General features: G+C 64.8%; 20 protein-coding genes. 19 read left to right on the forward strand and 1 reads right to left on the reverse strand.

Going from position 1 to position 21,084, the window contains the following annotated elements:
• Positions 1–157: 157 nt before the first annotated feature.
• The 4 genes from ACYVGK_RS05220 (at position 158) to ACYVGK_RS05235 (ending at position 5,026) form a co-directional block, all read left to right on the forward strand.
• Positions 158–2,011: an ABC-F family ATP-binding cassette domain-containing protein gene (locus ACYVGK_RS05220; RefSeq protein WP_460732173.1), complete on the forward strand. Its 1,854-nt coding sequence runs from the start codon at positions 158–160 to the stop codon at positions 2,009–2,011.
• Between the two features lie 254 nt (positions 2,012–2,265).
• On the forward strand, positions 2,266–2,439 hold the full coding sequence (locus tag ACYVGK_RS05225; RefSeq protein WP_460732175.1) for a hypothetical protein: 174 nt from the start codon (positions 2,266–2,268) through the stop codon (positions 2,437–2,439).
• A 179-nt stretch (positions 2,440–2,618) separates the two neighbouring features.
• Entirely contained in the window at positions 2,619–4,622 is a 2,004-nt protein-coding gene (locus ACYVGK_RS05230) for a hypothetical protein (protein ID WP_460732176.1), read from the forward strand.
• Between the two features lie 98 nt (positions 4,623–4,720).
• Complete coding sequence (locus ACYVGK_RS05235; protein ID WP_460732178.1) at positions 4,721–5,026, forward strand: FmdB family zinc ribbon protein; 306 nt, start codon at positions 4,721–4,723, stop codon at positions 5,024–5,026.
• Between the two features lie 77 nt (positions 5,027–5,103).
• Here ACYVGK_RS05235 and ACYVGK_RS05240 read toward each other — a convergent pair whose 3' ends face one another.
• Positions 5,104–6,000: a DUF3011 domain-containing protein gene (locus ACYVGK_RS05240; RefSeq protein WP_460732180.1), complete on the reverse strand. Its 897-nt coding sequence runs from the start codon at positions 5,998–6,000 to the stop codon at positions 5,104–5,106.
• A 230-nt stretch (positions 6,001–6,230) separates the two neighbouring features.
• Here ACYVGK_RS05240 and aspS point away from each other — a divergent pair, with 230 nt between their 5' ends.
• From aspS to ruvB, 15 genes are all read left to right on the forward strand, one after another.
• Entirely contained in the window at positions 6,231–8,006 is a 1,776-nt protein-coding gene (aspS, locus tag ACYVGK_RS05245; protein WP_460732181.1) for an aspartate--tRNA ligase, read from the forward strand.
• Positions 8,007–8,011: 5 nt separating this feature from the next.
• On the forward strand, positions 8,012–8,287 hold the full coding sequence (locus ACYVGK_RS05250; RefSeq protein ID WP_460732182.1) for a DNA primase: 276 nt from the start codon (positions 8,012–8,014) through the stop codon (positions 8,285–8,287).
• 2 nt (positions 8,288–8,289) lie between these two features.
• The gene (locus ACYVGK_RS05255) at positions 8,290–8,805 is read left to right on the forward strand and encodes a GNAT family N-acetyltransferase (protein WP_460732183.1); all 516 of its coding nucleotides are present in this window, start codon (positions 8,290–8,292) and stop codon (positions 8,803–8,805) included.
• 41 nt (positions 8,806–8,846) lie between these two features.
• Positions 8,847–9,455, forward strand: coding sequence for an alpha/beta fold hydrolase (locus tag ACYVGK_RS05260; protein ID WP_460732184.1), 609 nt, complete (start codon positions 8,847–8,849; stop codon positions 9,453–9,455).
• Positions 9,456–9,542: 87 nt separating this feature from the next.
• Positions 9,543–10,274 (forward strand): YebC/PmpR family DNA-binding transcriptional regulator, encoded by a 732-nt coding sequence (locus ACYVGK_RS05265; protein WP_460732185.1) that lies wholly within the window; start codon positions 9,543–9,545, stop codon positions 10,272–10,274.
• Positions 10,275–10,384: 110 nt separating this feature from the next.
• Positions 10,385–10,906: a crossover junction endodeoxyribonuclease RuvC gene (gene ruvC, locus ACYVGK_RS05270; protein ID WP_460732186.1), complete on the forward strand. Its 522-nt coding sequence runs from the start codon at positions 10,385–10,387 to the stop codon at positions 10,904–10,906.
• A 100-nt stretch (positions 10,907–11,006) separates the two neighbouring features.
• Positions 11,007–11,543, forward strand: a complete 537-nt coding sequence (locus ACYVGK_RS05275) for a phospholipid scramblase-related protein (protein ID WP_460732187.1) — start codon at positions 11,007–11,009, stop codon at positions 11,541–11,543.
• A 133-nt stretch (positions 11,544–11,676) separates the two neighbouring features.
• On the forward strand, positions 11,677–12,267 hold the full coding sequence (gene ruvA / locus ACYVGK_RS05280) for a Holliday junction branch migration protein RuvA (protein WP_460732188.1): 591 nt from the start codon (positions 11,677–11,679) through the stop codon (positions 12,265–12,267).
• Between the two features lie 38 nt (positions 12,268–12,305).
• Positions 12,306–14,225 (forward strand): potassium transporter Kup, encoded by a 1,920-nt coding sequence (locus ACYVGK_RS05285; protein WP_460732189.1) that lies wholly within the window; start codon positions 12,306–12,308, stop codon positions 14,223–14,225.
• 187 nt (positions 14,226–14,412) lie between these two features.
• Complete coding sequence (locus ACYVGK_RS05290; RefSeq protein ID WP_460732453.1) at positions 14,413–15,732, forward strand: ABC transporter ATP-binding protein; 1,320 nt, start codon at positions 14,413–14,415, stop codon at positions 15,730–15,732.
• Complete coding sequence (locus ACYVGK_RS05295; protein ID WP_460732190.1) at positions 15,729–16,514, forward strand: hypothetical protein; 786 nt, start codon at positions 15,729–15,731, stop codon at positions 16,512–16,514. The genes ACYVGK_RS05290 and ACYVGK_RS05295 overlap by 4 nt, the downstream gene beginning before the upstream one ends.
• Positions 16,515–16,517: 3 nt before the next feature.
• On the forward strand, positions 16,518–17,927 hold the full coding sequence (locus tag ACYVGK_RS05300; protein ID WP_460732191.1) for a glycosyltransferase: 1,410 nt from the start codon (positions 16,518–16,520) through the stop codon (positions 17,925–17,927).
• The gene (locus ACYVGK_RS05305) at positions 17,924–18,850 is read left to right on the forward strand and encodes a Gfo/Idh/MocA family protein (RefSeq protein WP_460732192.1); all 927 of its coding nucleotides are present in this window, start codon (positions 17,924–17,926) and stop codon (positions 18,848–18,850) included. Before ACYVGK_RS05300 ends, ACYVGK_RS05305 begins: the two co-directional genes overlap by 4 nt.
• A complete protein-coding gene (locus ACYVGK_RS05310; RefSeq protein ID WP_460732193.1) occupies positions 18,840–19,967 on the forward strand; it encodes a DegT/DnrJ/EryC1/StrS family aminotransferase in 1,128 nt (375 codons plus the stop codon). The genes ACYVGK_RS05305 and ACYVGK_RS05310 overlap by 11 nt, the downstream gene beginning before the upstream one ends.
• Before the next feature lie 67 nt (positions 19,968–20,034).
• The gene (gene ruvB / locus ACYVGK_RS05315) at positions 20,035–21,078 is read left to right on the forward strand and encodes a Holliday junction branch migration DNA helicase RuvB (RefSeq protein ID WP_460732194.1); all 1,044 of its coding nucleotides are present in this window, start codon (positions 20,035–20,037) and stop codon (positions 21,076–21,078) included.
• The last annotated feature ends 6 nt before the right edge of the window (positions 21,079–21,084 follow it).

Below are 21,084 nucleotides of genomic sequence, written 5' to 3' on the forward strand. Positions count from 1 at the left end.
GACCTCGGTATCCGGTGGGGCTGCTACCTCATGGGGGTGTTCGGGGGCCGCATCCAGCGCGCGGCGGGCAACGGACCGATCCCGCAAAGGCTCGTCGAAGGCGGACGAAAGGGCTGATCCGCGGGATTCACCGAGCCGTCCCCGTACAATACCGCCCATGATTGCCTTCCGTGATTTCGCCCTGCGCCGGGGCGAACGCCTCCTTTTGTCCAACGTCGACCTGGCCCTGCACGCCGGCTGGCGCCTGGGCGTTATCGGCCGCAATGGCACCGGCAAGTCCTCGCTGTTCGCGGCGATCCAGGGCGAAGTCGAGGCCGACCGCGGCGACATCGACGTACCCGCGCGCGTTCGCATCGCCAGCGTCGCGCAGGAAACCCCGGCGCTGGACGACCCCGCTCTCGACTTCGTCCTGTCCGGCGATGCCGCTGTGCACGCCGTGCTGCGCGCCGAGCGCGAAGCGATGGAGCGCGAGGATTGGGAAGCCGTCGCCGAAGCGCACCACAAGCTGGAAGAGCTCGGCGGCTACGACGCCACAGCACGCGCCGGCAAGCTGCTGCACGGCCTGGGCTTCACCCCCGACACCCACGAACGTGCGGTGAAGGAATTCTCCGGCGGCTGGCGCGTGCGCCTGAACCTGGCGCGCGCGCTGATGACGCCGTCGGACCTGCTACTGCTCGACGAACCGACCAACCACCTCGACCTCGACGCGGTGCTGTGGCTCGAACAGTGGCTGTTGAAGTATCCCGGCACGCTGCTGCTGATTTCGCACGACCGCGAATTCCTGGATGAGGTCACGACGCACACGCTGCACCTGCACGACGGCAAGGCGAAGTTGTACACCGGCGACTACACCGCCTTCGAGCGCCAGCGCGCCGAACACCTGCGCCTGCAGCAGATCACCCACGAGAAGGTGCAGGCCGAGCGCGCGCACCTGCAGAGCTTCATCGACCGCTTCAGCGCCAGCGCCGCAAAGGCAAAGCAGGCGCAGTCGCGGGTCAAGCGTCTGGCCAAGATGGCCAATACCGAGGCGGTGCGTGCCGAGCGCGCGCTGCGCATCGAATTCCCGGCGCCGGTGAAATTGCCGCACGCGCTGCTGCGCCTGATGCACGCCGATTGCGGCTATGGCGAGCACACCGTGCTGGATCAGGTGAGCTTCATCCTCGAAGCCGGCGATCGCGTCGCTCTGCTCGGACCCAACGGTGCCGGCAAGTCCACGCTAGTGAAGTCGCTGGTGGGGGAGATCGCGCTGCTCGATGGCGAGCGCGGCGGCCATCCGGACCTGCGCATCGGCTACTTCGCCCAGCACACCGTGGAGTCACTGCGCGAAGGCACCAGCCCGATCGATCACCTCGGTGACATCGCACCGGGCGTGTCGACGCAGCAGCTGCGCGACTTCCTGGGTAAGTGGAATTTCCCCGGCGACCGCGCGTTCGAATCGGTCGACAAGTTCTCCGGCGGCGAACGTGCGCGCCTCGCGCTGGCGCTGATCGCCTGGCGCCAGCCCAACGTGCTGCTGCTCGACGAACCGACCAACCACCTCGACCTCGACATGCGCGAGGCCCTGGCCGAAGCGCTGGCGACGTTCGATGGCGCGATCGTGCTGGTCTCGCACGATCGCCACCTGATCGGCCTGGTCTGCGAAACGTTCTGGCGCGTCGCCGATGGCGTGGCGCAGCCGTTCGACGGCGACCTCGACGCCTACGCGGTCTGGCTGCGCACACGTGAGGCCGGTGACGCGAAGCCGAAGGCGTCTGCGAAGGCCGCGCCGGCTCCGGCCATCGCCGCGACCAGCAAGAAAAAGCCGCCAAACCCGCACAAGCTGGCCCAGGCCGAGGCCCGCGTGGCCGAGCTGGAATCGAAGCTGCACGCGATCGACATGGATCTCGCCGATCCGGATGTCTATGCCGACGGCGGTACCAATGCCAACGAACTGTCGATCCGTCGTGATGCGTTGTCGGCCGAGCTGGCCGCGGCGGAAGAGGCGTTGCTGGCCCTGTACGAAACTGCTTGATGACTAGGGCTTTGTAGAGCGGAGCTTGCTCCGCTGCTTTTCCGGAAAATGGGGAGCGCAAAAGCGGAGCAAGCTCCGCTCTACAACGAAAGAAGAAGCGAAGGCAGCGGAGCAAGCTCCGCTCTACAAAGAAAAAGCTGTCGAACTTCGCGGACGACGGCGACGGCGTCGCGGCGCGTCTGAACGGCCTTCACGGAAGCGCCACCCCCTGCGTTCCAGCATCAGCGATGCGTCCGGAACCGGGAGTTCATCACATGACTTTCGCGCTCTATCTAATCGGTTTTGCGATATTCATCGCCGGCGTTGCATGGGGACTGAGCGTGCTCGGCGTGCCGCAGCTGTACATCATGATCGGAGTCGTGGTGCTGCTGGGTATCGGCATCTTCACCGGTGCCACGCGCACGCGCAGCAAGGATCCGCCGCAGTAGGCAGCCTCCGTCGCAGGCCGTAAGCCGGCGTTGCTGGCGGGCGATGCGAGGTCGCCGGATTCCGCCACTTCGAGAGATGGGCAGGCGCCAGGTTGCCTGATGTCCGCACGCATTCCGTAGCCAGGCATTCCGACTATCATCCTTGCTGATTTGCGCAGACCGACGTTTGGGGACAGGGGATGAGTTTGAAGAAGGGAATTGCAGTGGCCCTCGTGCTGGCCGCGGGTACTGCGGCGGCGTTTCTTTTCAGATCGGAGCTGGTGGACGCCCGCGCGGAACGGCAATTGCGGCGCCAGGAATCAGCAGTCCCTCCCGCGACAACCACGACGGTCACGCGCCCGGCGCCGATCGCAGCAGGACTCACCATCGATGGTGCGGTGATCGACAGCGCGCCGATGGCAGGCACGCTCACCTTGCGCGTGGGCAATACGGTCTCCACGCAGGCGATCACGATCTCGCCGGGCTACAGCGTGGTAGTGAGCGGTGCCCAAGGCGCAGACATGGTTTCGCTGGAGATCGCGACTCAGAGTTATCGCTTTGCATCGGTCCTGGGTAGCTACGCCAAGCTGAAGCGACAGGCCGGTAGCGACGGACACCTGACGGCGACCGAATCCGATCGGGTCCGCGTATCGCCATTCAGTACATCGATGTACTTCTTCATCCTGCGAGAGCTTGGACATCTGCCAGTGTCCGACACCGAGCACGAGCAGGTGATCCGTTCGCTGTCGGGTGACGACCTTGCAACCGCTGCAGCAAGCCTGGATGACCTGGCGCACGGGCGAGCTGCACTGCCGGCAGGCTTTGCCAACGGTTATGCACTGCTGCAGAACCGGCAGGCCTTCCGTGCCTTCATTAATCAGCAGGCCAGCTACAGCCGGCTCAACTACCTCGCATCCGCGCCATCGGCGCCGATACGTCCGGCGCAACTGGGGCGGAACATGGTGCTGCTGGGAGCGATTCCGTTTCGCGAAGTCGCCATGTTCAATCCCGGCGTGCGGGTGCTCAGCCAGGTGACGGCATTGGATTGGACCTCATATGCCGCTACGGCGCGCAGGAATCCCAGGTTTACGGCCAGCTTTCTCGCCAATGGCAACTTCCTGCTGACGGCGCAGGGAAATGCATCCACGGATGTGTGGGGCAATGACGAGCTTGAACACCGCCAATTGCTGCGCGAAACCTACCGCCAGCTTTTCCTCGGCGAACGCTACAGCCTATGGGCGGTTGTAACCGAATGGGCCGCAACCTATCCGAACTCTCCGTCGCGGCCTTTGACTTACGGCAGTGATGTCCAGATGTATGCGGTCTCCAGCATCGACGGCGTGCTTCCGTTCCGGGACGGAGAACTCTCCGGTGGGCGCAGCCTGCCCGTGTTCTGCAAGGAGGAGACCCTGCCGTCTAAGCTGAATGCTTGCGAGGAAGCGTTGCACCATTTCGACGCGAATGGCACCGGCTACAGCCAGAACGTAGGTTGGAAGATCGATGCCAATGGCCAGCGCGTGTCAGCAACTGGAAACCAGGGGTTCTGGTGGAGCAGTGGTCGACGTGGACCATTGGAAATGACCTACCCGGGCTTTGCCGCGACGTTCTGGCGCATCGATCGCGCCAATGAGGCTGCCGATACGTTGGTTTATGTGGCTCGTTCTCGGGAGGGAGCGAACAGCCTGAGCATTACCGGTCTGACGACATCGATAAAAGCCACTCTCCCGAACGGCTTTGCCGAGCTGGAGCCGATCGGAACCTGGCGCTATGGAAGTTTCGATCTCTACAAACCGGCGTATGCCTACCCCGAATCGGAGCAGCCCATCGACGTGGTCTTTGTGCGCAAGGCCGATGGCACGACCGATCGGAACGATCTCGTCAACGCGGACCCGCCAGAGGGCCCTTATCAACAAGTGCTCCGTTACGGCTGGCAGTGGTCTGGCGGATCCCTGTACGAAACGCGCTACCGCGCGAATGTCGGGACCGGCCAGCCTGGCGTAATCGGCTTCAGCAGCTGCGATCAGGCGCGTCTCCTCGGTGCGACGGCATGCGCGCCTCAGCAGATCCGCTATTTCCGGCCACTCGCGAAAGTGGGTAGCCGCTTGTATGGCCTGCAGGAGGTCTACCAGATGCTGCCGGTCACCTACCAGCCGCCCTATAACTGGACCCGGGCGGTAGTCCCCAACTACTACCAAAGACAGTGAGGGCGTAGCCCGGTCGACCGGGCTGCGGTACGACCACGCTTGGATTCGAGCCGTACCGCCCTCAGACTATTGGATCTATTCGTAGTCCCCGTTCCGCCATGCCGATCTACGCCTTCGAGTGCGCCGCCTGCGGCCACAGCTTCGACCGCCTCCAGCGGATGTCCGACCCGGATCCCAGTGAATGTCCTGCCTGCGCAGAGCCGCAGGTGCGCCGCCAGCTGACCGCGCCGCAGTTCCGCCTGGCCGGTGGCGGCTGGTACGAAACCGACTTCAAGAAGGATGGGGACAAGAAGCGCAATCTCGCCGGTGACGGCGCGGGCGCGACTTCGGCCAGCAAGCCAGCCGAATCGAAGCCGGCCGAGTCGAAGCCGGCGGAGAAGAAGGCCGAAACCAAGCCGGCCTGATCCGCTCGGATTCCAGAACGTAAAAACGGCGGCCGCGCTGGTGCGGGCCGCCGTTTTCGTTTGCCTTTGGAACCAGGTCAGTTGCCGAATCGGCCGCGGCAACCGCCGTTGACCCAGATCCGGTTATTACCCGCCACGCCCCAGGTCCGGCCCTCGACGCAGGCATTGTTGGACAGTTGCTGGATCAGGCGCGGCCGGCCCTGGCCCGGCGGCCAGTTGCAGGTGGTGTAGTGGCCGTCCTGGCTGGCGCAGGTGACGGTATAGCCATTGTTGTCGCCCTCCCAGCCGCCGCCCGCCGGACCGAACTCGGCGCGACAGCCCGACCACACGCTTATCTGACCGTTGCGGCTGTTCCAGTTCTGACCTTCGCGGCAGCGGGTGTCCGAAATCTGGCGCACGACCTGCGAGGGGCCACGCCAGGGAGTCGGGCAATTGGCGACGCGGTTGTTGGCACTTTCGCAGCGGATCGTGCCGACTTCGCCGCCCCGGCCTTGCGTGAATTCACCGCGGCAGCCGCCCCACACGGTCACTTCTCCGCGACGCGAGGACCAGTTGTAGCCCTCCCGGCAATCGGTCTTGGACAGCTGGCGGACCAACTGCGACTGACCCCGCCATGGGGTGGGGCAGACGCGATTGCGGCCGTCGGCGCTTTCGCAGCGGATCGTGCCGCCGGGGCCCGGTCCGGGGCCGTTCCAGCCGCCGCCCAGCGACTGGGCGATGTCGCGCTTGATGTCGTTGAAGCGCCAGTTCGAGCGGTTCACCTGGTCCAGATAGAAGCGTAGCTGGTCGTCGGCGATGCGGCGGCCGCCGGACTGCTCCATGTATTCCTGGCTGATGACCCGGACCTGATCCTGCTGGGACAGGGTGCGCAGGTCCTCGGGGGCGTAGGCCCGGGTCTGGTACTGCGCCATGGCCGGCGTGGAGAGTGCTAACAGGCACAACGCCGCGAGCAGCGGCTTGAACAACGTCTTCATGTCTTTCCCCTTCTGGATAATGGAATCCTGCGGCGGCCACCCGCCGCTTCCGTTTTCAAAGCTCGTCACAAAGCCCGCGGCAGCAAGTTATAGGCCGCTGCCGTTAATATGTCGTCTTTCCGGCCCTGGGCCGGAGGCCGTCTCCCGGCCCAAGGCAGGCACCGCGCGATGCGTGGCGTCTGCAGATGCTTCCGGCTGCGGCCGGATCGAACGTACCTCCCGGAGTTTTCATGCGTACCCACTTCTGCGGCCTCGTCGACGAGGCCCTGATCGGCCAGACCGTGACCCTGTGCGGCTGGGCCGACGTTGCCCGCAACCTTGGCGGCTTGTGCTTCATCGATCTTCGCGACCATGAAGGCATCGTGCAGATCGTCGCTGAACCCGACGCCAACATTTCGGGCAATGCCGAAGTGCTCTCAGCTGCTGCTCATGTCGGCTACGAGGACTGCCTGCGCATTACCGGCGTCGTACGCAAGCGCGAGTCGGTCAACACCAAGATCCGCACCGGCCTGGTCGAGGTGGTTGCGACCAAGATCGAACTGCTCAACAAGGCCGAGCCGCTGCCGTTCCACGCCCACGAGAATCCGGGCGAGGACATCCGCCTCAAGTACCGCTACCTCGACCTGCGCACTGCGGACATGCAGCGCAAGATGCGCACCCGCACGAAGCTGGTCGCGGCACTGCGCCGCTACCTCGACGAGCGCGGCTTCCAGGATCTGGAAACGCCCATCCTGACGAAGGCGACGCCGGAAGGCGCGCGCGACTTCCTCGTCCCGGCGCGCATGCATCCGGGTGAGTTCTACGCGCTGCCGCAGTCGCCGCAGCTGTTCAAGCAGATCCTGATGATGGCGGGCTTCGATCGCTACTATCAGATCGCGCGCTGCTTCCGCGACGAAGCGCTGCGTGCCGACCGTCAGCTCGAATTCACCCAGCTCGACATGGAATTCGCGTGGGTTTCCGAGCGCGACGTGCAGGACACCGTCGAGGACATGATCCGCTTCGTGTTCCGCGACGTGATGAATGTCGAGCTGGACGCGCAGTTCCCGCGCATGACCTATGCCGAAGCGATGCGTCGCTACGGTTCGGACAAGCCTGACCTGCGCATCGCGCTGGAGCTGGTCGACGTCGCTGAGCTGGTGAAGAACAGCGAATTCGCGGTGTTCACCGCGGCCGCCAATGATCCGGATGGTCGCGTCGCTGCGCTGCGCATCCCCGGTGGTGCGGCGCTATCGCGCAAGCAGATCGACGAATACGGCGCGCACGCGGCCAAGTACGGTGCCAAGGGTCTGGCGTACGTGAAGATCGACGAGGCCGGTGCGGTCAACTCGCCGATCAGCAAGTTCTTCAGCGAAGACGCCTTCGCCGCGCTGCTCAAGCACGTCGGTGCCGGTAACGGCGACATCGTGTTCTTCGGTGCCGGTGCCTACAACAAGGTCAGCGACTTCATGGGCGCGGTGCGCCTGAAGGCCGGCAAGGACTTCAGCCTCATCGAAAACGCCTGGCGCCCGCTGTGGGTAACCGACTTCCCGATGTTCGAATGGGACGACGAGGAAAAGCGCTACGTCGCCCTGCATCACCCGTTCACCGCGCCGGCCGTGGATTCGATCGCGGATCTGCGCGCCAATGCGAAGACCGCGGTGTCGCGCGGCTACGACATGGTGCTCAACGGCAACGAGATCGGCGGCGGTTCGATCCGTATCCACAATTCGCAGATGCAGTCGGCGGTGTTCGAACTGCTCGGTATCGGCGCGGAAGAGGCGGAAGGCAAGTTCGGCTTCCTGCTCGACGCGCTCAAGTACGGCGCGCCGCCGCACGGCGGCATCGCGTTCGGCATCGACCGCATCGCGGCGCTGATGGCCGGCACGGAATCGATCCGTGACGTCATCGCGTTCCCCAAGACCACGACCGCACAGTGCCTGATGACCGGCGCGCCTTCGCCGGTGCCGGATGCGCAGCTGGCGGAAGTGCATGTACAGATTCGTCCCAAGGCTGCTTCGAAGGAATAACCGGAATGACTGAAACCGCATTTGCTCTTGAGTGGGAAAAGCTCGCCAATGAAGGCACCGACGCCGGCGTCGTGACCGAACGCGCCCGCGTGTTCGGCGGCTGGCTGGTGCGCGTCGGCAGCGCGCCGAACGCCATGGCCCTGACGTTCGTTCCGGACGGCGAAGGCCGCTGGGACGGTGAGGACTTCGGCGAGGACGACTACGAGTACGAGGAAGAGGAAGAATCGGACGACGAAGAGTCGGACGAGGAAGAGGAAGAGTCCGAAGAGGACGAAGCCTGACCATGCTGATCCGCCGCGCCCAGCCTACCGATGCCGCCGTGCTCGCGGAGCTGGGCGCGCGCACCTTCATCGACGCCTTCGCCCACCTGTATTCGCAGGAGGATCTGCAGGCGTTCCTCGATGAATCGCATTCGGTCGAGTCCTACGCCAAGCTGCTGGCCAGCCCGCTGTATGCGATCTGGCTGGCGGTGGAAGGCGACAAGCCGCTGGGCTACGCATTGGCCGGTCCCTGTGGCCTGCCGCACGAAGAGGCGAAGCCCGAAGACGGTGAACTCAAGCGCCTCTACGTGAGCGACAAGGCGCAGGGCGGCGGTATCGGCGCGAAGCTGTTCGAAGAGGCCCTGGACTGGCTCGAACGCGACGGCCCGCGCACGCTGTGGATCAGCGTGTGGTCGGAAAACTACGGTGCGCAGCGCTTCTACGGGCGCTACGGTTTCACCAAGGCGGGCGAGTACGAATTTATCGTTGGCCAGCAGCGCGACCATGAATTCATGTACCGGCGTGTCCCAGCCGGTTAAAACATCGGGCAATGCGCCGGAGTGCGCCCCTTGATTCGCCCATGACCGAACGCGTCGTCCTCATTCACGGCATCTGGATGCCCGGTACCGTGATGGCCTGGCAGGCCGCGCGCCTGCGCGAAGCCGGATTCGCCTGCGAAACCTTCAATTACTACGGTGTGACCCGGGGCCCCGCCGAAGCCATGCAACGGCTGGCCGACCTCCTCGCGCGCGGCCCGGGGCACGTGCTGGCGCACAGCCTTGGCGGCATGGTGGCGCTGCAGACCTTGCGCGACCGTCCCGAACTGCCCGTGCAGCGGGTGGTGTGCCTCGGCTCACCGCTGCGCGGCAGTGGCGCGGTACACGGGATGCGCCAGAAGCCATGGGCGGCGGCAACACTGGGCCTTGCCGCCGAGCTGCTCGAACGCGGCTTCGACCGCTGGCAGGGGCCGGCGCAGGTCGGCGTCATCGCCGGGACCGTGCCGCACGGCCTGGGCCATGTGTTCGGCACCTTCGATGGCGAGCACGACGGCTCGGTCGCCGTGGCCGAAACCCGGCTGCCGGGCCTGACCGACCATGCCGTCATCCCCGCCAGCCATAGCGGGATGCTGTTTTCGCCGGAGGCCGCGCGGCTGGCGATCCATTTCTTCCGCGAGGGGCGGTTCCGCTGAATGCGGCGATCGCATTCCCGACCAGTACCCTCCCGCCTGATCTTGTAAAATTGCCGCCCTCGTCACAAGTCACGGCACGGAACACCCATGGGTAGAGGCCCCTCCATCGAAGCCCGCAAGAACGCGGTCGACGCTCAGCGCGGCAAGATCTTCACCAAGATCATCCGCGAGATCAGCGTCGCAGCGCGCGCCGGCGGCGGCGATCCGTCGGGCAATCCGCGCCTGCGTTCGGCCGTGGACAAGGCGCTGGGGGTCAACATGTCCAAGGACGTGATCGAACGCGCCATCAAGAAGGCCACCGGTGAGCTGGAAGGCGTCGTCTATGAGGAAATCCGCTACGAAGGTTATGCACCGGGCGGTGTCGCAGTAATCGTCGACTGCCTCACCGACAACAAGGTGCGCACCGTGGCCGATGTGCGTCATGCCTTCGGCAAGTTCGGCGGCAACCTCGGCACCGATGGCTCGGTGTCCTTCATGTTCAAGAAGCTCGGCGTGCTCTCGTACGCACCTGGCGCAAACGAGGAAACGATCACCGAAGCGGCGATCGAAGCCGGCGCCGACGACATCGTCGTGTATCCCGAAGACAGCGCAATCGACGTCATTACTTCGCCCGATGCCTTCAATGACGTGAAGGCGGCGATGGAAGCCGCCGGCCTCGTGCCCGATCTCGCCGAAGTCACCCTGCGCGCCGACAATGACATCGCCGTCAGCGGCGAGACCGCGCAGCAGGTCGTCAAGCTCCTGCGCTGGCTCGAAGACATGGATGACGTACAGAACGTCTATTCCAACGCCGACCTGGGCGAGGATGCCTACGCCTGACCGGCGTAAGCTGCTGACGTGACCCGAATCTTGGTAACCCTTCGTCTTCGCGCGCCGTGCGCGCTACGCTCAGGGCTGTCGGTGTTCGCCGACACCGGAGCAGGTCGCTCGTGACCCGGATTCTCGGTATAGATCCCGGCTCGCAACGTACCGGCGTCGGCATTGTCGACGCCGATGCGACCGGCCGTGCGCGTTATGTGTTCCACACGCCGCTGGTGCTGCTGGGCGAGGGCGAGTTCTCCCTGCGCCTCAAACGCCTGCTGGATGGTCTCGCTGAAATCATCGAGACCTACAAGCCGGACGAAGTGGCGATCGAAAAGGTCTTCATGGGCAAGAGCGCCGATGCGGCATTGAAGCTGGGCCATGCGCGCGGCGCGGCGATGTGTGCCGCGGTGATGCGCGACCTGCCGGTGCACGAATACGCGGCCAAGGAGATCAAGCTGGCCGTGGTCGGGCAGGGCGGTGCCGACAAAGTGCAGGTCCAGCACATGGTCGGGGTCATGTTGAATCTGCAGGGCAAACTGCAGGCCGACGCCGCCGACGCGCTCGCCGTCGCGATCACGCACGCCCACGTACGCGCGACCGCGCAGCGGCTGGGTGTCAGCGTCCGCCAGGCCTGGGCCAAGCGGTGACGCGCGTTACCCATTTTTTTCACCAACTTCCCTACTCCGAGAAGATCTCATGCATCCGGTCCTGAGTCAGAATACTTTCCTGATCAAAGAACATGTCGGCATGTTCAAGGCTGCCAACAACTACGACGTGTTCGATCCGTCGAATGGCACCAAGCTGATGGAGTGCCGAGAACCGGATCTGGGCATCTTCACCAAGCTGTTCCGTTTCACCGACTACAAGCGCATGACGCCGTTCAACGTCGTCATCTCCGCGCCGGACGGCAAGAAGGTACTCAGTGTGCGGCGCGGCGTTTCGCTGTTCCTGTCGAAGGTGGAAGTGCTGGACGGGAACGGCCGTGTCGTAGGCGGCTTCAAGCAGAAGCTCTTCTCGATCGGTGGCGCGTTTTCGGTGCTCGACGCGCGCGGCAACGTCGTCTGCACGCTGAAAGGCAAGTGGACGAGCTGGGAGTTCAAGTTTCTCAAGGGCGAGAAGGAAATCGCGCGGGTCAGCAAGAAATGGGCGGGGCTGGGCAAGGAGCTGTTCACCAGTGCCGACAACTATGTGCTGTCGATCGACGACGGCGTTTCCGCCACCGACGACGTGCGCATCCTGATAACGGCGGCGGTGATGTGCATCGACATGGTGCTGAAGGAGTAGGCGCCTTTCTCGGCGCTTCCATTCACGATCCTGTTCAGGTCGGAACCTTCGCGATGATCCTACTAACGAAAGAGCAGCGTCGCCTTCCGCGTATTTCGCGGAAGCGACGCGTCGGTATCGAAGGAGATGCCGCATGATCGGCCGCCTGAAGGGCATCCTCGTGCACAAACAGCCGCCGTGGTTGGTCATAGACGTCAACGGCGTCGGCTACGAGCTCGAAGCGCCGATGAGCACGTTCTACGACCTGCCCGATGTCGGGCGCGAAGTGTCGTTGTTCACCCATTACGCGCAGAAGGAAGACAGCGTCTCGCTGTACGGCTTCCTGCGCGAAGGCGAGCGCCGCCTGTTCCGCGACGTGCAGAGAGTCAGCGGCATCGGCGCGAAGATCGCGCTGGCGGTGCTGTCGGGCGTGAGCGTCGACGAGTTCGCGCGCCTGGTGCAGACCGGCGATATCACGGCGCTCACGCGCATCCCCGGCATTGGCAAGAAGACCGCCGAACGCATGGTCGTGGAGCTCCGCGATCGTGCGGCGGATCTCGCCGGCGTCGGCGCGACCTTGAACACGTCGGGTGCACCTGCCGACCCGCAATCCGAAGCCGTCATCGCCCTGCAGGCGCTGGGCTACAAACCTGCCGAAGCTTCACGCATGGCCGCAGCTGCAGTCGCCGCCGGCGATGACGCCGCCACCATCATCCGCAAAGCGCTAAAGTCCGCGCTTCGCTGACGCCTTCATCAACTTAGCGTCATCAACAGGGAAGGCCCATGGCCGTTACCAGCAACACCAATACCCAAGCGCACGGCCATAACGGTCATGGCAATGTGAGCTTGTTCGGACTGATCATCGGCGCGATCGGCGTCGTCTTCGGCGATATCGGTACCAGCCCGCTGTACACGATCAAGGAAGCCTTCATTCCTCATTACGGGCTCACGCCCGATCACGCCACGGTGCTGGGCGTGTTGTCGCTGATCTTCTGGGCGCTGGTGATAGTGGTCACGGCGAAGTACGTCTCGATCATCATGCGCGCCGACAACGATGGCGAGGGCGGCATCATGGCGTTGATGGCTTTGGCCCAGCGCACTCTGCCCAAGGATTCGCGCTCTGCCTACGCGGTCGGCATCCTCGGCATCTTCGGTGCATCGCTGTTCTTCGGCGATGGCGTGATCACGCCGGCGGTGTCGGTGTTGTCGGCGCTGGAAGGCATCGAGGTGGCGGCACCGCAATTCCATAACTGGATCGTGCCGCTTGCGGTGGCCATCCTGCTGTTGCTGTTCATGACCCAGCGTTACGGCACTGAAAAGGTCGGAAAGGTGTTCGGTCCGATCACGGTGGTGTGGTTCGCCGTGCTGGCCGCGCTGGGCCTGCACAACATCGGCCATAACCCGGAAGTGCTCAACGCATTCAATCCGATGTGGGCGGTGCGCTTTTTCGGCGACCACGGCTGGCACGGCATCTTCATCCTCGGCGCGGTGGTGCTGGCGGTGACCGGTGGCGAGGCGCTGTACGCCGACATGGGTCACTTCGGCGCCAAGCCCATCCGCCTGGCCTGGTACTTCTTCGTATTGCCCGCGCTGATGCTGAATTACCTCGGCCAGGGCGCGCTGGTGCTGGAAAACCCGCTGGCGGTGAAGAATCCGTTCTACATCGGCGTGCCGTCCTGGGCGATGTATCCGATGATCGCGCTCGCCACGGCAGCGACGGTGATCGCCTCGCAGGCGGTTATCACCGGCGCTTATTCGGTCGCGCGCCAGGCCATGCAGCTGGGCTACATCCCGCGCATGGCTATCAAGCACACCTCCAAGGAAACCATCGGCCAGATCTACGTCCCCGGCATCAACTGGACGCTGATGGTGATGGTGATCGCGCTGGTGCTGACCTTCCGCACCTCCACCGCGCTGGCGTCGGCCTACGGCGTGTCGGTGTCGGGCACGATGTTGATCGATACCTTGCTGCTGGCGCTGGTCGCGCGCGCGACCTGGCCCAAGGCGCGACGCTGGGTGTTGCCGCTATGCGTGCTGTTCGCGGTGATCGAAATCGCCTTCCTGATCGCCAACGGCGTGAAGTTCCTGGATGGCGCCTGGGTGCCAGTGGTGCTGGCGATCCTGGTTTTCACGGTGCTACGCACCTGGCGTCGCGGTCGCGAACTGCTGCACGCGGAGATCCGAAAGGAAGGCATCCAGCTCGATGTCTTCCTGCCGGGCCTGATGCTGGCGCCGCCCGCTCGCGTACCGGGTACGGCCGTGTTCCTGACAGCGCAGACCGGCGTCGTGCCGCACGCGTTGCTGCACAACCTCAAGCACAACAAGGTGCTGCATGAGCGCAACGTCTTCCTGACGGTGGAGACGATGAACGTCCCGTTCGCACCGAAGGAAAAGCGGCTGAGGATCGAATCGATCGGCGGCGAGGACTTCTACCGCGTCGTCATCAAGTTCGGCTTCATGGAAACACCGGACGTGCCGCTGGCATTGATGCGCAGCTGCGACAAGGGTGGTATCCATTTCGATCCGATGGACACCACGTACTTCGCCAGCCGCGAAACCGTGATCGCGAGTCGTCATCGTGGCATGCCTGTGTGGCGCGACAAGCTGTTCGCGGTCATGCACCGCAACGCGGCGCCGGCGACGGGCTTCTTCCGGATTCCGGGCAACCGCCTGGTGGAGCTGGGCGCGCAGATAGAAATCTGAGTGCCGCATCATTCGCAGCATCGCGTCAGGGGGATGCGGTGCTGCGCGAAAGGAGCCGGTGAGGCTCCCAAAATGCTCAAGGGGAGCAATGTCGGATATCGAGGCGAGCATGAGCGAGTGCGCGACTGCAACCACCGCAGTCGCGGCGGCAGCTTCGGTTGCCGGCAGGCTGGACACTGGCCGCGCGCTGATCGAATGCCGCGATCTCGGCAAGTGCTACCGCATCTATGCCCGTCCGCTCGATCGCCTGCTCGAAGGACTGGGTCGACTCCGGCCGCGTACTTTGGGTTCAAACCAGACTCGCTGCACTGAGTTCTGGGCCCTGCGCGGCGTCGACCTGGAGCTCGCGCGCGGCGAAACTCTTGGTGTCATCGGCCGAAACGGTTCGGGCAAGTCGACCTTGCTGCAGATGATCGCCGGCACACTGACGCCGACGGTCGGCGCCTGCTCCGTGCGCGGTCGCGTTGCGGCGCTCCTTGAGCTCGGAGCCGGCTTCAATCCCGAATTCACCGGGCGGGAAAATGTACGGCTCAATGCCAGCTTGCACGGCTTTAGCACGGCCGAGCTCGATGCGCGGATGGACGACATCCTGCGCTTCGCGGAGATCGGCGATTTCATCGACAGGCCGGTCAAGACCTATTCCAGCGGCATGTATGTCCGACTGGCGTTCGCGGTGGCGATCAGCATCGAGCCCGATATCCTCATCGTCGACGAGGCGCTCTCGGTTGGCGATGCCGCGTTCCAGGCCAAGTGCATGCTGCGGATTCGCCAGCTGCAGGAACGCGGGGTGACCCTGCTGTTCGTCAGTCATGACGTGGGCGCGGTTCGGGCCCTGTGCCGGCGCGCTTTGTATCTGGATGGCGGCAATGTGGTTGCGCTGGGCTCATCCGACGAGGTCGTCGATCGCTATATTCGCGACACCCACACTTTGCAGGACGTCGAAGCCGCGGCGGCCACGATCGCGCCGAAGGTCAGCGCTGACGTCACTGACGTAGTTCCCGTGCTGCGCGAAAGGGTTGCCGGTTTTGAAGCAGGACTGCGCTCGAACCGGCACGGTACCGGCGGCGCGCGGGTGCGCCTGGTCGAACTGCTCGATCTGGACGGAGAGCCGCTGGAAACCGCGGAATTCGATCAGGCGGTTCGCATCCGGATTGCGGTGCAGGCGCACGAGTCCGCCGCCATTTCGGTCAACTACAAGATTCGCGACCGCTACCTCGTCTCGGTGGCTGGGGCCGACTTCCTTATCAGCGGCGAGCCTTTGCTGCATGTCGAAGCAGGCGGGTGGTACCTGATCGAATACGAAGCCCGATTGCCCCTGATGGCGGGCGACTACAGCTTGCGCGTGTCGCTGACGATACCCATCGCGCAGCATGCGCAGGCCGTATTCCTTGACGTGATCGAACTGACTCACCCGTTCAAGGTGCTGCCGTCCCGACGCGGTCATATCTACACCCAGGTCTATCTGCCCGGTCGGATCGAGGTCGCGCGCCTGGAGGCCGGGGCATGAACGGCGCGGTCGCGAATCCGCCGAAGTGGGCACTGGTCATCGGCCATCCCGGCCACGAGCTGCGTGTGCTCGGTTGGCTGCGCCGTGAACGCCCGGTCGTGGCTGTGCTCACCGACGGTTCCGGCCATGGCAGTAGTGGTCGCATCGCGCAGACCACGGAAATCCTGCAGGCGTGCGGGGTTGCGATCGGCGAAGTACACGGCCAGACCAGCGATCGCGAGATCTATGCGGCGATCCTCAGCGGCGATGCCGCGCCATTTCTCGCTTTCGCCACGCGTTTGGCCGAATGGTTGTGCGAGCACGCGATCGACTGCGTGGCCAGCGATGGCATCGAGGGCTACAACCCGACGCACGATTTGTGCGCGGCACTGACCGCGCGCGCCGCCAGGCTGGCGACGGCACGGCGCGGCCAGCGGGTTCGCCATTACACCTTTCCGCTGGTCGGTCCGGCCGTGCCCAGCGAAGTGCCGCCGCAGGCGCTGCGCATCGTGCTCGACGAGGGGCAGCTGACGGATAAGCTCGCGCTGTCGCGCCGCTATGCGGCGAGCGCCGGCGGCACTCTCGTGGAGGAGGTGGAAGAGATGATCGCGCGACTCGGCTGCGATGCCTTCCGCGAGGAAATGTTGCTGCCTACCGAGGTCGGTGATGACTTCGCTGCTTTCGACGCGGCGCTGCCGTTCTATGAGAGCCATGGCGAGCGTCAGGTCGCTGCCGGGCACTATCGAGATGTAATTCGTTTTCGGCAGCACATCAAGCCGCTGCTGTACGCGCTGGAGAACTGACAAATGCCTGCCCCGGCCCGTTCGCTTCGCATCCTGATCACCAACAACACCGTCGCCACGCGCGCCGGTTCTGAGCTGTATGTCCGTGACCTGGCGCTCGAACTGTTGCGACGCGGACACCGCCCGGCGGTGTACAGCACGGTATTGGGTGACGTCGCCGAATTGCTGCACCAGGCCACCGTGCCGGTAGTGGATGACCTGGGCGCACTTGGATTCGTTCCGGACGTGATCCACGGCCAGCACCACGTGGAAGCGATGACGGCTGCGCTTCATTTCCCCGACGTGCCAGTGGTGTTTTTCTGCCACGGCTGGTTACCTTGGGAAGAAATGCCGCCGGTGTTTCCCACCGTTCGTCGTCATGTTGCGGTGGACGAACTGTGCGCGGAACGCCTGCTAACCACGCCTGGGATTGATCCGGAGCGCGTGCGCGTTCTGTACAACGGCGTCGACCTGGAGCGCTTTCGTTCGCGCTCGCCGCTTCCCGAGCGGCCGAAGCGCGCACTGATATTCAGCAACTACGCAGTCGGCGATGACTTCAGCGCGGTGATCCGGGCGGCGTGCGAACGCGCCGGCATCGCACAGGTGGATGTCGTCGGCGCGGGTTCCGGTCATGCCAGCGTTGCCCCCGAAGCGTTGCTTGGCGAGTACGACGTCGTGTTCGCGAAGGCGCGCTGTGCGCTCGAGGCTATGGCGGTGGGGTGCGCGACCGTCGTCGCCGATCGGCCAGGTCTGGCGGGAATGGTCACGACGGCCGAGTTCGAACGCCTGCGTCGCCTCAACTTCGGCGTGCGCGCCATGCAGGCGGCGCCGGTCACCGAGGACGGCGTGCTGGCGGCGCTCGCAGCCTACGATCCTGCGGATGCAGCGGCGGTATCGACACGTGTGCGCAGTGAAGCCGGATTCGACTCCCTGGTCGATTCGGTGGAGGCGCTCTACCACGAAGTTGTCGATGAAGCTGTCGCACCCGACTGGGCCGCGCAGTCGCGGGCCGCGGCCGGCTACGTCCGCTTGTTGTCCCCGCGGCTGAAGTCCGTGCACCTGGCGAGTCAGCGCGCTCACAATGCTGAAACGAATAGTGCGGTGCTGGCCGCGCAATTGCAGTTGACGCAGATCGAGCTCGCTTCCGTCCAGGCACGCGATGCGGAACTCGTCGGCGAGCGCACGGCCTTGGCCGACCAGCTTCGGCAGGTGCAGGCCCAGCTCGAGATCGCGCGCGCTTCGGCAGAAGCACGCGATGCGGCCATGGCTGCCGAACGCATGGCATTGATTGAACAGCTGCAGCAGGCGCACGCCCAGCTGGTGACTACGCACCTCCAGCTGCATGCGCTCAATGAGTCTCAGGCTGAACTGCATCGTTCACGCGCCTGGCGCGCGCTCACTGCGTATCGGACGTTGAGGGCTCGACTGCTATGAGTCGATGCACGCGTGCGCAAGCCATACCGGTCGCCATCGTCGGATTCGGGCGCATGGGGCGCCTGCACGCCCGCACGCTGCAGCGGCTGGACGAGTTTTGCCTGATCGCGGTGATCGATCCGGATCCGGATTGCGCCGCCGTAGCCGCGGCGCTCGGGGTGCGTTGGTACGCATCGGTGGCTGAGATGGTGGATGTCGTCGAGCTCGCGGTCGTCGCGGTCCCTTCAACGCGGCACGCCGACATCGTGGGACAGCTGGTTCGCCGTGGCCTCCACTGCATGGTGGAAAAGCCGGTCGGTGTCGATGGCCATCAGGTCGAGGCGATGGCCGCTGCCGCCGCTGCCGCTGGGGTGCGTGTATTCGCTGGTTTCAGTGAACGCTTCAATCCGGTCCTTCGCTCGATCCATACGACCGCAACGGGCGCGCCGGCGACCATCCGCGTGTGCAGGTTCTCTTCGCACGCGTTGCAACGCGATTTCGATACCGACGTCAGCCTCGATCTGTTCTCACATGATCTTGATTGGCTGTCGCGGTTGCTGGGCGCAGACCCCGAGCACCTGCAGGTGGAGGAAAGTCGCCTATACCAGGGACGGATCGAGGAGCTTCATTGCCGCATGTTCTATCCGAGCGGGGTGCAAGTGGAGTTGTCGGCCAGTCGTATCGCCCTGCAGGCCGAGCGATCAGTCACATGGCAGGACCACGCGGGCGCGACCCGGCTGTTCTGCCTCGATGCCTGCCAGGACGAAGCAGGGGACGATGCCCTGACCGCACAGGCGCGGGCGCTGGCAGGGGCATTGCGCGGCGAACGTACGGGTATCGCGGATCTGGATGATGCCCGTCGCGTGCACCGATTGCTCCAGCGCCTTTCCAGCGGGTTGCAGCAGTCGCGCAATCCCCAGTCGATGGCATGCAATGTCGCCTGAGTTGCCCTTCTTCGACGCCAGTGCACTGCATGCACCGCTACTGCAGGAGTTGCAGGAAGCGGCTGCGCGGGTGCATGGCCATGGACGCTACATAGGTGGTCCCGAGGTCGCCGAGCTTGAGGCGCGATTGGGCGACGAAGTCGGTGCTCATTGCGTCACGTGTAGTTCGGGCACCATGGCGTTGTGTATGGCCTTGATGGCGCTGGGAGTCGGCGCAGGCGACGAGGTCATCGTGCCCGCGTATACGTTCGCGGCGCCGGTCGAGGCAGTACTGCTGCTTGGCGCCATCCCGGTGCTGGCAGACATCGAGGCTGACACCTGCATTTTGTCGGCAACCGCTGCGACCGCGGCGATTACCCCGCGCACCCGCGCGATCATTGCGGTTTCGCTATACGGCCAGCCCGCCGACTTCGATGCCTTGCAGGAGCTCGCCCATCGCCATGGCATCGCGCTGATTGAAGATGCCGCGCAGAGCTATGGCGCGAGCCTGCACGGGGTGCCCAGCGGCCGCTTCGGTGACGTCGCCTGCACCAGTTTCTTCCCGACCAAGCCTCTGGGCGGCTGCGGCGATGGCGGCGCGATCTTCACCCGGGATGCCACGCTTGCCGCGGTGTTGCGCGAGATCCGCGATCACGGTCAGTCCGTCAAGTACGTGCATGTGCGACTGGGGTTGAATGGTCGTCTGGACACGCTGTCGTGCGCGGCGCTGCTCGTGAAGCACGCGTACTTCCAGCGCGACCTGGCCAGACGCCGCGAACTCGCGGCGCGATACGACCTCCTGCTGCCATCGGGCCTGCCACGCCTCCGTCAACGTGCCGGCGTCCTCAGCGCCTGGGCGCTTTACGCGATCCGGAGTCCGCAGCGCGACCGGCTGCGTGACGCGCTTGCCGCTGCAGGTGTTCAAACTGCGGTGCACTATCCATTGCCGTTGCACCGTCAGCCGGCTTTCGCCACGGCATGCCGTTGGCTGGATCTCCACGAGTCCGAGCGCGCTGCCCGCGAGCTGTTGTGTCTCCCCCTCCATGCGGGACTTGCCGATGCGGAGCAGGATCGCGTGATTGACGCTCTGGCGGAGGCGGTAGGCCTCCTCGGCGCCGACGCGTTGGCGAATGCCTGAACCCGGGCCGCAGCAGCCGGGTCGTGATTCCCTGCCATAATCGCGGCCGCATACCCCCGGATCCGCGATGAACGACCAACGCATCATCACCGCCGGCGCTACTCGCGAGGATGAGGCGATCGAAGCCTCGATCCGCCCCAAGCGCCTGGACGAATACCTCGGCCAGGCGCCGGTGCGCGAGCAGATGCAGATCTACATCGAGGCGGCCAAGCGGCGCGGCGAGGCGTTGGATCACGTGCTGATCTTCGGCCCGCCCGGCCTAGGCAAGACCACGCTGAGCCACGTCATCGCCAACGAGCTGGGCGTCAACCTGCGCCAGACCTCCGGGCCGGTGATCGAGAAGGCCGGCGACCTGGCCGCGCTGCTCACCAACCTGCAGCCGCATGACGTGCTGTTCGTCGACGAGATCCACCGGCTTTCCCCGGTCGTCGAGGAAGTGCTGTACCCGGCGATGGAGGACTACCAGATCGACATCATGATCGGGGAGGGCCCGGCGGCTCGTTCGATCAAGCTCGATCTGCCGCCCTTCACCCTGATTGGCGCGACCACGCGTGCCGGCCTTCTGACCGCACCGCTACGCGACCGCTTCGGTATCGTCCAGCGCCTGGAGTTCTACAGCGCCGAAGAACTGACCCGCATCGTGCGTCGCTCGGCGCAGATCCTCGGGATCACCTGTGGCGCCGAGGGTGCTGCGGAAATCGCCAAGCGCTCGCGTGGCACGCCGCGTATCGCCAATCGTTTGCTGCGCCGCGTGCGTGACTACGCACAGGTGAAAGCGGATGGGGCGATCACGAGTGAAGTTGCCGATGCGGCGATGAAGATGCTCAAGGTCGATCCGGAAGGTTTCGACGACCTCGACCGCCGCCTGCTGACCGCGATCATCGATGCTTTCGACGGTGGTCCGGTCGGCGTGGAATCGCTGGCAGCGGCGCTCAGCGAGGAACGCGGCACGCTCGAGGACGTGATCGAGCCGTATCTGATCCAGCAGGGCTTCCTGGTGCGTACCGCACGCGGGCGCATGGCGACGCCGAAGGCGTACCGACACATGGGATTCAAGCCCAAGACGGGCGCCCCGGATCTTTTCGCCGAACGTGCCGGCAACGGGGAATGACGAATC

This window comes from Lysobacter tyrosinilyticus (assembly GCF_054779815.1).

What these genes read in the sequence shown, in the direction of transcription:
- ACYVGK_RS05260 (WP_460732184.1), top strand. Translation starts at nt 8,847, where the DNA reads ATGACCGAACGCGTCGTCCTCATTCACGGCATCTGGATGCCCGGTACC.
- ACYVGK_RS05230 (WP_460732176.1), top strand. Translation starts at nt 2,619, where the DNA reads ATGAGTTTGAAGAAGGGAATTGCAGTGGCCCTCGTGCTGGCCGCGGGT.
- ACYVGK_RS05305 (WP_460732192.1), top strand. Translation starts at nt 17,924, where the DNA reads ATGAGTCGATGCACGCGTGCGCAAGCCATACCGGTCGCCATCGTCGGA.
- ruvA (WP_460732188.1), top strand. Translation starts at nt 11,677, where the DNA reads ATGATCGGCCGCCTGAAGGGCATCCTCGTGCACAAACAGCCGCCGTGG.
- aspS (WP_460732181.1), top strand. Translation starts at nt 6,231, where the DNA reads ATGCGTACCCACTTCTGCGGCCTCGTCGACGAGGCCCTGATCGGCCAG.
- ruvB (WP_460732194.1), top strand. Translation starts at nt 20,035, where the DNA reads ATGAACGACCAACGCATCATCACCGCCGGCGCTACTCGCGAGGATGAG.
- ACYVGK_RS05255 (WP_460732183.1), top strand. Translation starts at nt 8,290, where the DNA reads ATGCTGATCCGCCGCGCCCAGCCTACCGATGCCGCCGTGCTCGCGGAG.
- ACYVGK_RS05225 (WP_460732175.1), top strand. Translation starts at nt 2,266, where the DNA reads ATGACTTTCGCGCTCTATCTAATCGGTTTTGCGATATTCATCGCCGGC.
- ACYVGK_RS05220 (WP_460732173.1), top strand. Translation starts at nt 158, where the DNA reads ATGATTGCCTTCCGTGATTTCGCCCTGCGCCGGGGCGAACGCCTCCTT.
- ACYVGK_RS05295 (WP_460732190.1), top strand. Translation starts at nt 15,729, where the DNA reads ATGAACGGCGCGGTCGCGAATCCGCCGAAGTGGGCACTGGTCATCGGC.
- ACYVGK_RS05275 (WP_460732187.1), top strand. Translation starts at nt 11,007, where the DNA reads ATGTTCAAGGCTGCCAACAACTACGACGTGTTCGATCCGTCGAATGGC.
- ACYVGK_RS05265 (WP_460732185.1), top strand. Translation starts at nt 9,543, where the DNA reads ATGGGTAGAGGCCCCTCCATCGAAGCCCGCAAGAACGCGGTCGACGCT.
- ACYVGK_RS05235 (WP_460732178.1), top strand. Translation starts at nt 4,721, where the DNA reads ATGCCGATCTACGCCTTCGAGTGCGCCGCCTGCGGCCACAGCTTCGAC.
- ACYVGK_RS05240 (WP_460732180.1), bottom strand. Translation starts at nt 6,000, where the DNA reads ATGAAGACGTTGTTCAAGCCGCTGCTCGCGGCGTTGTGCCTGTTAGCA.
- ACYVGK_RS05300 (WP_460732191.1), top strand. Translation starts at nt 16,518, where the DNA reads ATGCCTGCCCCGGCCCGTTCGCTTCGCATCCTGATCACCAACAACACC.
- ACYVGK_RS05285 (WP_460732189.1), top strand. Translation starts at nt 12,306, where the DNA reads ATGGCCGTTACCAGCAACACCAATACCCAAGCGCACGGCCATAACGGT.
- ACYVGK_RS05310 (WP_460732193.1), top strand. Translation starts at nt 18,840, where the DNA reads ATGTCGCCTGAGTTGCCCTTCTTCGACGCCAGTGCACTGCATGCACCG.
- ACYVGK_RS05250 (WP_460732182.1), top strand. Translation starts at nt 8,012, where the DNA reads ATGACTGAAACCGCATTTGCTCTTGAGTGGGAAAAGCTCGCCAATGAA.